This is a genomic window from Pantoea ananatis LMG 2665 (genome assembly GCF_000710035.2).
GTDB classification, from domain to species: Bacteria; Pseudomonadota; Gammaproteobacteria; order Enterobacterales; family Enterobacteriaceae; genus Pantoea; species Pantoea ananatis.
In genome coordinates, this window is sequence record NZ_JMJJ01000009.1 from 151,739 (window position 1) to 165,277 (window position 13,539).

The 13,539-nt window shown below is 53.2% G+C and carries 11 protein-coding genes; 5 read left to right on the forward strand and 6 right to left on the reverse strand.

Annotation, left to right across the window (positions count from 1 at the left end; genetic code table 11):
* The first annotated feature begins 183 nt into the window (after window positions 1-183).
* Window positions 184-1,692 carry a M16 family metallopeptidase gene (locus tag EL29_RS18660; RefSeq protein ID WP_013024042.1) on the forward strand — a complete coding sequence of 503 codons (1,509 nt, stop codon included), beginning with the start codon at window positions 184-186 and terminating at the stop codon, window positions 1,690-1,692.
* 4 nt (window positions 1,693-1,696) lie between these two features.
* On the opposite strand, the gene EL29_RS18665 is transcribed toward EL29_RS18660, so the two are convergent.
* From EL29_RS18665 to kdgK, 3 genes are all read right to left on the reverse strand, one after another.
* The gene (locus EL29_RS18665; RefSeq protein WP_014607005.1) at window positions 1,697-2,569 is read right to left on the reverse strand and encodes an alpha/beta hydrolase; all 873 of its coding nucleotides are present in this window, start codon (window positions 2,567-2,569) and stop codon (window positions 1,697-1,699) included.
* Window positions 2,570-3,004: 435 nt separating this feature from the next.
* Window positions 3,005-3,316 (reverse strand): VOC family protein, encoded by a 312-nt coding sequence (locus tag EL29_RS18670; protein WP_028716129.1) that lies wholly within the window; start codon window positions 3,314-3,316, stop codon window positions 3,005-3,007.
* A 176-nt stretch (window positions 3,317-3,492) separates the two neighbouring features.
* A complete protein-coding gene (kdgK, locus tag EL29_RS18675) occupies window positions 3,493-4,425 on the reverse strand; it encodes a 2-dehydro-3-deoxygluconokinase (protein WP_014594997.1) in 933 nt (310 codons plus the stop codon).
* A 268-nt stretch (window positions 4,426-4,693) separates the two neighbouring features.
* On the opposite strand from kdgK, the gene pdeH reads away from it, so the two are divergent.
* Together pdeH and EL29_RS18685 are read left to right on the forward strand one after the other, a co-directional pair.
* Window positions 4,694-5,467 carry a cyclic-guanylate-specific phosphodiesterase gene (gene pdeH / locus EL29_RS18680; protein WP_024472018.1) on the forward strand — a complete coding sequence of 258 codons (774 nt, stop codon included), beginning with the start codon at window positions 4,694-4,696 and terminating at the stop codon, window positions 5,465-5,467.
* 63 nt (window positions 5,468-5,530) lie between these two features.
* A complete protein-coding gene (locus EL29_RS18685; protein WP_014594998.1) occupies window positions 5,531-7,588 on the forward strand; it encodes an AsmA family protein in 2,058 nt (685 codons plus the stop codon).
* Here EL29_RS18685 and ppiC read toward each other — a convergent pair whose 3' ends face one another.
* Window positions 7,589-7,870 carry a peptidylprolyl isomerase PpiC gene (ppiC, locus tag EL29_RS18690; protein WP_013024048.1) on the reverse strand — a complete coding sequence of 94 codons (282 nt, stop codon included), beginning with the start codon at window positions 7,868-7,870 and terminating at the stop codon, window positions 7,589-7,591.
* A 147-nt stretch (window positions 7,871-8,017) separates the two neighbouring features.
* On the opposite strand from ppiC, the gene rep reads away from it, so the two are divergent.
* Complete coding sequence (gene rep, locus EL29_RS18695) at window positions 8,018-10,039, forward strand: DNA helicase Rep (protein ID WP_026021045.1); 2,022 nt, start codon at window positions 8,018-8,020, stop codon at window positions 10,037-10,039.
* A 16-nt stretch (window positions 10,040-10,055) separates the two neighbouring features.
* Here rep and gppA read toward each other — a convergent pair whose 3' ends face one another.
* Together gppA and rhlB are read right to left on the reverse strand one after the other, a co-directional pair.
* Window positions 10,056-11,540, reverse strand: a complete 1,485-nt coding sequence (gene gppA, locus EL29_RS18700; RefSeq protein ID WP_014594999.1) for a guanosine-5'-triphosphate,3'-diphosphate diphosphatase — start codon at window positions 11,538-11,540, stop codon at window positions 10,056-10,058.
* A gap of 7 nt (window positions 11,541-11,547) precedes the next feature.
* Window positions 11,548-12,840, reverse strand: coding sequence for an ATP-dependent RNA helicase RhlB (gene rhlB, locus EL29_RS18705; protein WP_013024051.1), 1,293 nt, complete (start codon window positions 12,838-12,840; stop codon window positions 11,548-11,550).
* A gap of 117 nt (window positions 12,841-12,957) precedes the next feature.
* On the opposite strand from rhlB, the gene trxA reads away from it, so the two are divergent.
* Entirely contained in the window at window positions 12,958-13,290 is a 333-nt protein-coding gene (gene trxA, locus EL29_RS18710; protein ID WP_006121430.1) for a thioredoxin TrxA, read from the forward strand.
* Window positions 13,291-13,539: the final 249 nt, after the last annotated feature.

Genomic DNA, 13,539 nt, shown 5'->3' on the forward strand with positions numbered 1-13,539 from the left:
GGATAATAAACCCCACTTGTTTTTTTCAACGTTTTTCACTTCGTTGCGTGACATCCCGGTCTTCCTGTGGTCAAACCTGTTGTTAATGATCGGCAGCGCGAATCGGCCATGTCCGGTTTGCTTATAAACGCGGCTAAACGCGCCAGTGATAACGATTTTTGAATTGTTTGAGTAGGGGTTCACATGCAGGGCACCAGAATTCGGCTTTTGGTTGGTGGATTAGTACTGGCAGCGACCAGTTACGGTGCGCCGGCAGAAACGCTGCAACCTGATCCAGCCTGGCAACAGGGAAGACTGGACAACGGATTTAACTGGCAACTGTTGGCAACACCGCAACGGCCAAGCGATCGCATTGAGTTACGCATGGTGGTTAATACCGGTTCACTGGTGGAAAGCGCCCAGCAAACCGGTTTTAGCCACCTTTTGTCACGCCTGGCGCTGGTACACAATACCGCCCTGGATACGAATCAGCAGCGCGCATTATGGCAGCAGAGTATCGATCCACAGCGGCCTCTGCCGCCGGTTATTTCATCGTATGATTACACGCAATACAATTTAAGCCTGCCCAATAACCGCCCTGAGTTACTGAAAGAAGCCCTGAACTGGCTGGCGGCCACGGCGGGTGATATGGCGATTACCAATCAGGTTGTCGATACAGCCCTGTCCGCTTCCGATCCGGTAAGAACCTGGCCTGCGGATACTCAGGATGTCTGGTGGCGCTATCGGCTGAAAGGATCGGCGTTGCTAGCGCACGATCCGGCTGAGAAGCCGCGTGCCCCCGTTGACGTCGCGCAGCTGAAAAGTTTCTACCAGCAGTGGTATACACCAGATGCCATGACACTTTATGTCGTCGGCAATGTCGACAGCCGTAACCTTTCCGAACAAATCAACAAAGCGTTTTCACCGCTGGAAGGCAAGCGCAGCGCCCCTGCATCCATGCCCACCTTGTCTCCTTTACCGCATGATCCGGTTAATCTGGTCAGCGGCACGTTAGCGCAGGATCGCCTGTCCCTTGTCTGGGATACGCCGTGGCAGCCCATCCGGGACTCACAGAACTTGCAGCGTTACTGGCGTAGCGATCTGGCGCGCGAAGCGCTGTTCTGGCACGTGCAGCGCGCGATGAGCAATAAAAAAGTTCAGGGTGTGCAGGTGGGATTTGACTGTCGGGTGCTTTACCAGCGTGCGCAGTGTTCCATTAATATGGATACGCGCAATGACAGCCTGGAACAGAATATGAACCTGGTTGCCCGCGAGCTGGCTGCCGTGCGCGATAACGGTTTGCCACAGGAAGAGTTTGATGCCCTGATGGCCCAAAAACTTCTGGAGCTGAATAAGCTGTTCACAACCTACGCGCGCACAGATACTGACGTGCTGATTAGCCAGCGTTTACGATCGCAGCGCAATTCAGTGGTAGATATTGCCCCGGAGCAGTATCAAAAGCTGCGGCAGGATTTTCTCTCCGGCCTGACGCGCGATCAGCTCAATCAGGAGTTGCGGCAGCAACTTAGTCAGGAGTTAATGATGGTACTGATTCAACCGGAAGGTGAATCAGAAACCAACGTTAAGAGCCTTAAAACGGGCTGGGATAAGCTGATGACGTTGCCTGCGACAGCATCTGCACCAGCGGCAGGCGGGGACGTCAGCCAGCCGGACAGTAACGCTGCCGGTGATGCAGCGCCACCGACCTCCTGATCCATCAGGTTTTTGCCCTGAGCCATTCGGTCACTAACATTGGCCAACTGGCGAGGGGCAAATCCGCGACGCCACGGATGCCAAAACCGTGCCCGCCTTTCTGGTAAAAATGCACTTCGACGGGAACATTGTGTTCCCGTAATGCGCTGAAAAACACCATGCTGTTATTCACCGGGACGGCATCATCATCGGCGGCATGAATCAGCAAGGTCGGCGGCACCTGGTTGTGCACCCGGGTTTCGAGTGAATAGGCATCAATCGCTTTCTGGTCAGGCCATGCGCCTAATAAACGGGTGCGCGAGCCTTCATGGGCCAGGCCATCACGCATACTGATCACAGGATAAACCAGCACCATAGCGTCCGGACGAGGCGAAAAATTCTCTGCGTTGTCCTGAACGGGATAAATCTTCTCCGCAAACCGCGTGCCGAGACTTGCGGCAACGTGGCCGCCAGCCGAAAAACCCATCATAACAATGTATTTGCCGTTCAGCCCACGCTGCGCCCGCTCACGCAGGACGCGCACGGCTCGCTGCGCATCGGCGAGTGGAGCATCTGGTCCTTCATGATGTCCGTCATAGGGCAGGCGATAGGTCATGACGGCCAGGGTGTAACCCATAGAGGTGAAAAAGGTTGCCAGCGCGCTGCCTTCACGGTCAATCATGATGCGATGGTAGCCACCGCCGGGCGCGACCAGGAGCGTAATCCCGTTGGATTCCACAGGATGCCAGATAGCCATTTCCGGGCAGCGAACGCCGGTTGCCACGCGATCGTAGGGTTCGTACTCTTTTGCCGTATCGACGATTTGTGGCTGAGCGCGAGAATCGCTGGCACCGGGCGCATCACCATTAGGCCAGATATTAATGATTTCAGTATTCATAGCTGTGTCCTGATGCGAGAGATGTTGTCGTTGTTTTGTTCGCGGCCGTGAAAACAGCATCCTGCTGTCGCTGTTTAAAAGATGGCCTGTTTTGGCCTAATCGTCCAACTCAAAACCGCTAAAATGCCGAGATTCAGACTATGCCTGGCATGCTGAACATGGTGCTAAGCCGATAATTTTAAAGGAATAAAAATGAATTAAGATTAGCCAGCATTAACGGACGAGGGCAGGATAAAGCAGGAAGAAAACGGGTTGGCTGACTTAAGTAAAATGAATGGATTTTCCTTTTGCCATGACGGAAACGGAGGACATATTTATCGTGTTTTTATTTAAAGAAAGTGATGTGTTGCTGCGCGGTTAATCGCTGTGCAAGCGGGAAGTCTGGCACGGGCTGCACTGCGCCAGAACGCGAGCGCTACGCGCTTTCATCAATAATTAGCCTGTTTCGAGCGTTAAACTTCCAGAAGGATGCCCAGGCAATCTCCCAGTAATCGCCATCGGGATCGCGAAAATAACCGCTGTAGCCGCCCCAGTGGACTTTTTGTGGCGGCTTGACCTGGTTCCGCCGTGATGTTGTACCAAAGCTATGAGATCATCGACCTCCTGCTCTGACTTAACATTTATGGCAAAAGTAATCCCGTTGAACCCGCCGTCAGCCAGCGCAGGCGGATGGCTTTCATTGATATCTTTTGCCAGATTTTGCAGCGGATAAAGCTCAAGCCTGGTGCCGGCATGATTGAAAAACACAATGGGCGGATTCTGCTCAGTCACCTGCGTTTTAAAACCGATGCCTTTATAAAAGGCCTGGGATTTTCCCTATAACGCCCGCCCAGGCAGACCAGATTGATGCGATTCATACTGACTCTGTTTACAGTCAGGCATGGCCAGGATACTCGTCTCACCCTGGCCACGCGACAGAGCAATTATGCAGGCATATCTTCCTGCGGAATAATCGCCCCACGAAACTGAATAACCGTGCTGGCAGTGAGATGACCACGCTGGGCGGCCTCCTCGACCGAGGCGCCAACCAGACGCTTAGCCAGATAGCCCGCACTGAACGAATCGCCCGCCGCCGTGGTGTCAATAATCTTTTCTTTAGCCAGCATGATTGACGGAACCTCTCTAACAGGCTGGTCTTCCGCGGCAATCAGGCAGGATTCCGCACCGCGCTTGATGACGATCTCGCTAACGCCTGCCTGACGTGCCCGGGCAATGACGTCTTCGACAGGCTGCACGCCCCATAACAGATGCTCGTCATCCAGCGTCAGGAAGGCAATATCCGTGTTGTCGAGCATCTTTTGATAGGCCTGGCGAGTACTGGCATTGTCTTTCCACAGGCGAGGCCGGTAATTATTATCGAAAATCACCTTGCCCCCGTTTTTGCGGCAGTTTGCCAGCAGCTGCATGAGCTTTGCACGGCTGGCGTCAGTCAGGATAGCAAGACTGATACCGCTGAGATAAAGGTAGTCGTAATGTTCCAGCTGCTGGCAAATGTCTTCTGCCAGAGGGCCATTAAGCCAGTAGCGTGCCGCCGCGTCATTGCGCCAGTACCAGAATGTGCGCTCGCCCTGGTCGTCTGTCTGGATCATGTACAGACCGGGCATTTTATCCTCAAGGCGTTGGATAAGGTCGGTATGCACGTTTTCCTGCTGCCAGCGGGCGATCATCTGTGCGCTAAAGGGATCGTTTCCCAGCGCCGTCACGTAATCCACCCGGATTTTGTGTTGATCGACCTGTCGGGCAAGGTAAACGGCCGTATTGAGCGTATCACCGCCAAAGCCGCGTTTAATGTTGTCGCCTTTTTCGGACAGTTCAATCATGCATTCACCGATAACGGCGATTTTTTTATGCGTCATGGTTTAAGGCCTGTAGTTTACATTTGCTTCAGTCTCGCGTTTGTTAGCGTCATCGTCAACTTTTTAAAACAGCGTTTTAATTTAATTTAGGGTGAGGTAAAGCGATAATTAACCCGATAAAGCGGCTTGTTTCGGCGATTGTCGCACTAAAAGAGGCGTAGACTCGTTGCTTCAACGTGGCCGGGTTTTCACTAAGTTGTCGAATGTTAAACGATAAACGCTGCCAGGCCGCCAGATGAAGGCGCTTACTATCAACCAGGAAAAGACCATGGTTATGGAGAATTTTAGTCAATGGCTACCTTCTTCAATTGACATCAATCCGCAGCAAAAAAAACGTCTCATCTGGCAACAGTGTCAACGCAGCTATACCTTTCAGCCCATCTATAAGGTTTCGGGGCAACTGCTGGCGATTGAACTGCTGACGGCCATCACACATCCGTCTGAACCAGAGAAGAAACTGTCTCCTGAAGCCTATTTTTCTGAGCTGGAAATAGCACAACGCCTTGATATTGTTCAGGAGCAGTTAGAATTACTCACCCAGTGGGAATCGTTCTTTGGTCGCAATAACGTCATGGCATCAGTGAATATTGACGGCCCTTCGTTGTCGTTGATACAAAACCATGTACCGATTCGCAGTCTGATTACCCGTTTACCCTGGGTTCGCTTTGAGCTGACCGAGCACCACGTCCTGCCTCAGGAGGAGATGGTCGCGCAAATGCCTGAACTGGGGCCGTTGTGGCTGGATGATTTCGGTTCGGGCATGGCGAACTTCTCTGCACTGACCGAGCTTAAATACGACTACATTAAGCTGTCACGTGAACTTTTTATTCTCTTACGTGCGTCAGATGAAGGCCGGATACTTTTTCCCATGCTGTTGTCGCTGATAAATCGTTACTGCAACGGCGTGATTGTTGAAGGCGTTGAGACGCAACAGGAGTGGGATCAGGTTAAATCGTCCCCGGCGATGGCGGCTCAAGGGTATTTTTTTTCTCGTCCTGCTCCCTTTTCCGAACTGGAAAGCCTTCCTGTCCAGCTTGATTGATCCCTTCCCGCGCGCTCTCGACTATCTTTAACGGAGACCGTGAAAGAGCAGGGAGGAAGCCTAATGTCACGCGCCGGAAAAATTGTAAGCTGGATTGGCGGGATTGTTGTATTGCTGATCGTCGTTGTAGTGATAGTCATTGCAACATTCGACTGGAATCGCCTGAAACCCACTATTAATCAGAAAGTGTCTGCGGAACTTAACCGTCCCTTTGCCATTCGGGGGGATTTGGGCGTCGCATGGCAGCGTAATCCTGAAGAACCCGGATGGCGCGGCTGGTTACCCTGGCCTCATCTGCACGCCGAAGACATTATGTTGGGCAATCCCCCTGATATTCCTGACGTGACCATGATCCACCTGCAACGCGTGGACGCCACACTTGCCCCTCTGGCCCTACTGCACAAAGAAGTCTTTATCCCGTGGATAAAACTGCAGCAGCCTGATGCCCGCCTGATTCAGACCGCCGATAAGAAAAACAACTGGACCTTTACCCTCGCTGACAGTGACAGCAAAGATGATAATGCGCCACCTTCAGCCTGGTCATTTCGTCTCGATAATATTCTGTTCGATCAGGGCACCATTCTCTACCGCGATGCCGTTAACCAGGCCGATGTCACGCTGAAGGTTAACCCGCTCGGCAAGCCTGTGCCCTATTCACAAATCGCGGGCGGAGACGATAAACAACAAGGCGCGGGTGATTTTGTCTTTGGCTGGCAGGCAAGCGGCAGCTACCACAATGAAAAACTCACGGGTCAGGGCAAGATTGGCGGCATGTTATCCCTGCGTAGTCAGACCACAGCGTTCCCGATTCAGGCAGACGTCCGGAACGGTAGCACGCGCGTACAGCTGACCGGTGGCGTTCAGGATCCCCTGAATCTGGGCGGGCTGGACGTGCGTCTACGTTTTTCTGGCGATACGTTGGCAAACCTCTATGGTCTGACCGGCGTTCTGTTACCGGATACCCCGCCTTATGAAACTGATGGCCGCCTGATTGCCAAATTTACCGGCAAAGACGGTGCCGTTTTTCGTTACCAGGGATTTAATGGTCATATTGGCGACAGCGATATTCATGGCTCTCTGACCTACAGCCAGGGCAAGCCACGGCCAAAACTGGTCGGTGAACTCAGATCGGATCAGTTACGTATGGCGGATCTGGGCCCGTTGATCGGCGTTAACTCGGGCAAGGGCAGCGAGAAAACCGAACAGGCCAAGGCAAAACGCGGTGAAAAAACCGTACAGCCTGCGGATCGCGTTCTGCCTCACGACAGGTTCGACACCAAAAGCTGGGACGTTATGGATGCGGATGTGAAGTTTAGCGGCAAGCGCATCGAACACAGCAGTTCACTACCGTTGAGCGATCTTTATACCCATTTGCAGCTCGATAACGGAAACCTGCTGCTTGATCCACTGCGTTTCGGTATGGCGGGCGGTAATCTGAACAGCACCATCCGCCTGGAAGGGAATCGCTCACCGATGCGGGGCCGGGCCGATATTCATGCCCGTAAACTTCGCCTGCGCCAGCTGTTCCCCGACGTACAGGCAATGCAAAACAGCCTTGGGCAGCTGAACGGCGATGCCAGCCTGACCGGCACCGGCAACTCCGTTGCTGACCTGCTGGCAACCAGCAACGGTCAGTTGAAACTGCTGATGAACGACGGACTGATCAGCCGCAACCTGATGGAAATTGCCGGACTCAACGTCGGCAACTATCTGGTCGGTAAGCTGTTTGGTGATGATGAAGTTCGTATTAACTGTGCGGCCACCGATCTTAAACTGCAAAACGGTCTGGCCACGCCAAACCTGTTCGTGTTCGATACGGAAAATGCCGTCATTAACGTGTCAGGCAACGCGAACTTTGCCAACGAGCGGCTGGATCTTTCAGTCAATCCAGAAAGTAAAGGCATCCGAATCGTGACCCTGCGCTCGCCCTTGTATGTTCGGGGCACCTTCAAGCATCCGGACGCTGGCGTGAAAACCGGTCCCTTACTGGCACGCGGGGCGGCGGCGGTGGCATTAGGTGCTGTGGTCGGGCCTGCGGCAGCGCTGTTGGCGCTGATTTCACCCAGTGATACTGACGAGAATCAGTGCAGCCGGGTCCTGCAGCAAATGAAGAAGAAGTGATCAGTTGCGATAGAGCACTTTGATAATGTGATAACCAAAAGCGGTTTTCACCGGCCCGAAAGGTTGTAGCAACGGGCAGGTGAATACCGCTTTATCAAAAGCCGCGACCATTTTTCCCCGACGAAACTCGCCTAAATCTCCCCCGTTCCGACCAGAAGGGCACACAGAATGCTTGCGGGCAAGCTGCTGGAAGTTTTCGCCTTTTTGCAGTTTTTCCAGCAGGGCGATAGCCTGCGCCTCGTGTTTCACCAGAATATGTAAAGCTGCGGCAGTTTTCGCCATGATAATGTCTCTGTTGTGTATAATCGTCCCCCATTATAAACCTGTCTTTTCAAATCGCAGATGCGTTTACCGCACCTGTTCACTGAGCCTGTACATGCCGGCTTGCGGTTTGAAATCGGTATCTTATTTCAACAGAGCGATGTCCCGATGCGTTTAAACTCCAGCCAACAACGAGCCGTCGAATTTGTTACCGGTCCCTGTCTGGTGCTGGCAGGCGCTGGCTCGGGAAAAACCCGCGTAATCACCAACAAAATCGCGCATCTGATTCGTGAGTGTGGCTATCAGGCCCGCCATATCGCCGCCGTGACCTTCACCAATAAAGCCTCACGCGAAATGAAAGAGCGCGTGGCGCAAACGCTGGGGCGCAAAGAGGCGCGCGGCCTGATGATCTCCACGTTTCACACGCTGGGTCTGGAAATCATCAAGCGCGAATATGTGGCGCTGGGCATGAAATCCAACTTTTCCCTGTTCGACGATCAGGATCAAATGGCGTTACTCAAAGACCTCACCAGCGAGTGGCTGGAAGAGGACAAGACGTTACTGCAGCAGCTTATTTCTACCATTTCGAACTGGAAAAACGATCTGGTCGATCCGCCGCAGGCAGCCGCGCTGGCCCGCTCGGAGCGGGATAACGTGTTTGCCCATTGCTATGCCCTGTATGACCGGCATCTCAAATCCTGTAACGTGCTGGATTTTGACGACCTCATTCTGTTGCCTACGCTTCTGCTACAGCGTAATCAGGACGTCCGCGAGCGCTGGCAACAACGTATTCGCTACCTGCTGGTGGATGAATATCAGGACACAAACACCAGTCAGTACGAACTGGTGAAGCTGTTGGTCGGCACCCGTGCGCGTTTTACCGTGGTAGGAGATGACGATCAGTCGATTTACTCCTGGCGCGGTGCCCGGCCACAAAATCTGGTCCTGCTTAATGAGGATTTTCCGGCGCTGGAGGTGGTCAAGCTTGAGCAAAACTACCGCTCTTCACAGCGTATTCTCAAAGCCGCGAATATTTTGATCGCCAATAATCCCCATGTGTTTGAGAAGCGTCTTTTTTCTGAACTGGGTCTGGGCAGTGAACTCAAGGTGCTGAGTGCCAATAGCGAAGAACATGAGGCTGAACGGGTAACGGGCGAACTCATTGCCCATCACTTTATTAATAAAACGCAGTATAAAGATTACGCGATCCTGTACCGCGGTAATCATCAGTCCCGCGTGTTCGAAAAATTCTTGATGCAGAACCGCATTCCCTATCGCATTTCAGGCGGGACCTCGTTTTTCTCTCGTCCTGAGATCAAAGACCTGCTGGCTTATCTGCGGGTGCTGACCAATCCCGATGATGACAGCGCTTTCTTGCGTATTGTGAATACGCCACGGCGCGAGATTGGTCCGGCAACGCTGCAAAAACTCGGTGAGTGGGCCAATATCCGCAATAAAAGCCTGTTTAACGCCAGCTTTGATGTGGGCCTTGGGCAAACGCTGACGGGGCGCGGCCTTGAACATCTGCAGCGCTTCACCCACTGGCTCAACGACATTATCCAGCTCAGTGAGCGTGAACCGGTTAATGCCGTGCGCGATCTGATTCGCGGCATCGATTACGAAAGCTGGCTGTTTGAGACATCGGGCAGCCCCAAAGCCGCTGAAATGCGGATGAAAAACGTCAATACGCTGTTTCAGTGGATGACGGAAATGCTGGAGGGCAGCGATCTGGATGAGCCGATGACGCTGGCGCAGGTTGTCACCCGCTTTACGCTGCGCGACATGATGGAGCGCGGTGAGAGCGACGAAGAGCTTGATCAGGTACAGCTGATGACGCTTCATGCCTCAAAAGGGCTGGAGTTCCCCTACGTGTTTCTGGTCGGCATGGAAGAAGGGCTGTTGCCGCATCAGAGCAGTATCGATGAGAACAACATCGAGGAAGAGCGCCGTCTGGCCTACGTTGGCATTACCCGCGCGCAGAAAGAGCTGACGTTTACCTTGTGTCGGGAGCGCCGTCAGTATGGTGAGCTCATCCGCCCTGAACCCAGCCGCTTTCTGCTGGAGCTGCCGCAGGACGACGTAGTGTGGGAAACCGAGCGCAAAGTGGTCAGTGCAGAAGAGCGCATGAAAACCGGCCAGAGTCGGGTGGCCGGATTACGTGCAATGCTGGAAAAGGCGAAAAAGAGCTAATCCGTCGCAGACGGGATCAGGAAAGCGTTAACGACCAGTGAACATATGACTGATAGTGGCTTTCCTGTTCGAGCAGCTCGGCCCGCAGAGGATGTGCTTCCAGCCAGCCCGCCGGTAACGTAACGTGCAGTGCTTCATCATCCGCCTGCATACGAACGGCGGGTAACGTGTCATCACGACGCCGAGTCGAGAAGATAATGGACAGCCGTAGCAGACGGCACAAACGCTCGGCCAGCCTCGGCGGCAGGGCGTTTTGTTGCGTGAGTAGCGCAAGGTCGATGCTGCCACTTTGATTTTGCAGTAAACAGGCCAGCAATTTTTTCTGCGCTGGGGTGAAACCCGGAAGATCAAGGTGGCGGACCAGATAGGCCGCGTGCTGCGGTGCCTGACGGAAATCGACGCTCAGCCCGATTTCATGAATCGCACAGGCGCTTAGCAGAAGCTCCCGACAGCGCTGATCCAGTTTCCAGTGAACACTGACCTGGCGAAAAAAACTTTCCGCTAGCTGCCGGACTCTGTCTGCCTGGCAGACATCAATATTGAACCGGCGCTGCACATTTTGCAGCGTGCGGCTGCGAATATCGCGATCGACAGGCAGGTGCAGCATTCCGTACACCAGCCCTTCGCGCAGCGCGCCGCCGGCCAGCGTCATGCTGTCAATATTGAGTTCCTGAAAGATGGCGATAAGAATGGACAAACCGCTTGGAAACACTAACGCCCGCTCCAGCGTCAGGCCTTCGATTTCAAGCTCTTCAAGTTTGCCGCACTGAATGGCCCGCTGTTTTAACTGCTGTAGCTTACTCAGGGTGATGCGCTCATCCATGCCTTGGGCGACCATGATTTCCTGCAGGGCCTGAACGGTTCCGGACGCACCAACGCACACCTGCCAGCTCTGTTTGCGCAGTTCTCCGGCAACAGGTTTCAGCATCGCTTTGGCAGCCTCTTCAGCCTGGTCAAAATTCTCTTTAGCCAGGTGGCGATCGCCAAAGAATCGCTCCAGCCAGGTGACACAGCCCATCTGCAGGCTAAACAACACGTTGGCATGGGAGCCATCGCCGGTGGCTAACTCTGTGCTGCCACCGCCGATATCCACGACCAGGCGTTGATCGGAACCCCCGGTAGTATGTGCTACGCCTTGATAAATCAGACGCGCTTCTTCTTCGCCGCTAATCACATTGATGGTGCAACCCAGAATCTGTTGCGCCTTATCAAGAAACGCCTGCGCATTAGCGGCAATGCGTAACGTGGCGGTTGCCACTACCCGAATTTGATCGGGAGGAATATCCTGAAGCTGTTCAGAGAAAAGCCGCAGACATTGCCAGCCCCGGGCCATGGCTTCGGCGGACAGGCAATTGGATTTATCCAGGCCTGCTGCCAGGCGCACCTTGCGCTTGATTTTGGCGATGGTCTGGATACTTCCTGACACTTCGCTGACGACCAGCATATGAAAGCTGTTAGAGCCTAAATCAATTGCAGCATAGAGAGTCGATGCGCTTAGCATGGTCAACTTAACCCGAACGTTTACGGTTGCTATGACGGGGTGCACCGCGACGGCCGGTATTGTTGCCTCCGCGACGCTGACCGTTGCCTGAGCGATTGCGCGTCAGACGTTTCGGTGGCGGTAATTCAGTTAACAGCGCGTCGCTGTTGTATTTACTCACCGGAATGCTGTGACCAATGTACTCTTCAATACCGGGCAGGTTTAATGCGTACTCTTCACAGGCCAGGCTGATGGAGTGACCGCTTGCGCCTGCACGTCCCGTACGGCCAATGCGGTGAACATAGTCTTCGCGATCGTCCGGCAGGTCATAGTTAAATACGTGCGTCACCGCAGGAATATGCAGGCCACGAGCCGCAACGTCGGTCGCGACCAGAATATCAATATCGCCTTTGGTAAAGTCATCCAGGATACGTAAACGCTTCTTCTGTGCCACGTCACCCGTCAGCAGGCCGACCCGGTGACCGTCTGCAGCCAGATGGCCCCAAATGTCTTCACAGCGATGCTTGGTATTCGCAAAAATGATTGCTCGGTCAGGCCACTCTTCTTCTACCAGCGTCTGTAACAGGCGCATTTTCTCTTCATTCGAAGGGTAGAAAAGCTCTTCTTTAATGCGATGACCGGTTTTTTGCTCAGGTTCAACTTCAACGTATTCGGCGCTGTTCATGTGCTCGAATGCCAGCTCACGCACGCGGTAAGAGAGCGTGGCGGAGAACAGCATGCTCAGGCGTTGCGTGGCCGCAGGCATGCGACGGAACAACCAGCGGATATCTTTTATAAAGCCGAGATCGAACATGCGATCGGCTTCGTCCAGTACCATGACCTGAATGGCACCGAGATTGACGTGATTCTGCTTGGCGTAATCGATTAAACGGCCGGTGGTACCCACCAGAATGTCGACACCGTTTTCCAGTACTTTTAACTGTTTGTCGTAGCCATCGCCACCGTAAGCCAGACCTAATTTAAGGCCGGTTGATGCCGCCAGTGGTTCAGCATCGGCGTGAATTTGCACCGCAAGTTCACGGGTTGGGGCCAGAATTAAAGCGCGAGGTTGGTTAACCTGGCGGCCCTCTGGAGCAGGGTGAGAGAGAAGATGATGAAACGTTGACGTTAAAAACGCCATCGTTTTGCCGGTACCGGTTTGCGCCTGACCTGCGACATCACGCCCTGAAAGCGTAAACGGCAGTGCTAACGCCTGGATAGGCGTGCAGTTATGAAACCCTTTTTTATCAAGGGCTTCCACCACCAGAGGGTGCAGGGCGAAGTCGGAAAACTTCTGTTCAGTTAAGTGTGTTTTGCTCATAGTGTGGTAGAATATCAGCTTACTATCGCTTTACGAAAGCGTATCCGATGAAATAAAGTCAACCAACATTGGTTTATATTACGCCAATTCGCCAGGCACAATCTTGTGGAGTAAAACATGAGCAGCGATAAAATCGTTCATCTGACCGATGACAGTTTCGACACCGACGTGCTAAAAGCCGACGGCGTTATACTGGTAGATTTCTGGGCTGAATGGTGTGGTCCTTGTAAAATGATCGCGCCAATCCTTGATGAAGTTGCAGAAGAGTATGATGGCAAACTGACCATCGCTAAGCTGAATATTGACGATAACCCAGGCACTGCGCCTAAATACGGCATTCGCGGCATCCCGACGCTGCTGCTGTTCAAAAACGGTGAAGTCGCTGCGACAAAAGTGGGCGCATTGTCCAAAGGTCAGTTAAAAGAGTTCCTGAACGCCAACCTGGCGTAATCGGGCCGGGCGTCCGGCAGTGGTTAAATTTTTGCCTGCTGCTGGACGTTCGCTTTTAAGCGTGCTAACTTATTTTCACTGCACTATGAACATACCTTGTAGTTAGCATTCAAAGTTTTCTCTTGTTAGACCCTGTCATACTGTACCTACCAGCGGTTTAGCAATCTAACGACTAGCTCTACTCTGACTAAGTCGACCGTCTCCTCGCTCCCAGTCATTATTCAAGACGATGATCGTTGAGAAGAGTTG

What these genes read in the sequence shown, in the direction of transcription:
- EL29_RS18660 (WP_013024042.1), top strand. Translation starts at nt 184, where the DNA reads ATGCAGGGCACCAGAATTCGGCTTTTGGTTGGTGGATTAGTACTGGCA.
- EL29_RS18665 (WP_014607005.1), bottom strand. Translation starts at nt 2,569, where the DNA reads ATGAATACTGAAATCATTAATATCTGGCCTAATGGTGATGCGCCCGGT.
- kdgK (WP_014594997.1), bottom strand. Translation starts at nt 4,425, where the DNA reads ATGACGCATAAAAAAATCGCCGTTATCGGTGAATGCATGATTGAACTG.
- pdeH (WP_024472018.1), top strand. Translation starts at nt 4,694, where the DNA reads ATGGTTATGGAGAATTTTAGTCAATGGCTACCTTCTTCAATTGACATC.
- EL29_RS18685 (WP_014594998.1), top strand. Translation starts at nt 5,531, where the DNA reads ATGTCACGCGCCGGAAAAATTGTAAGCTGGATTGGCGGGATTGTTGTA.
- ppiC (WP_013024048.1), bottom strand. Translation starts at nt 7,870, where the DNA reads ATGGCGAAAACTGCCGCAGCTTTACATATTCTGGTGAAACACGAGGCG.
- rep (WP_026021045.1), top strand. Translation starts at nt 8,018, where the DNA reads ATGCGTTTAAACTCCAGCCAACAACGAGCCGTCGAATTTGTTACCGGT.
- gppA (WP_014594999.1), bottom strand. Translation starts at nt 11,540, where the DNA reads ATGCTAAGCGCATCGACTCTCTATGCTGCAATTGATTTAGGCTCTAAC.
- rhlB (WP_013024051.1), bottom strand. Translation starts at nt 12,840, where the DNA reads ATGAGCAAAACACACTTAACTGAACAGAAGTTTTCCGACTTCGCCCTG.
- trxA (WP_006121430.1), top strand. Translation starts at nt 12,958, where the DNA reads ATGAGCAGCGATAAAATCGTTCATCTGACCGATGACAGTTTCGACACC.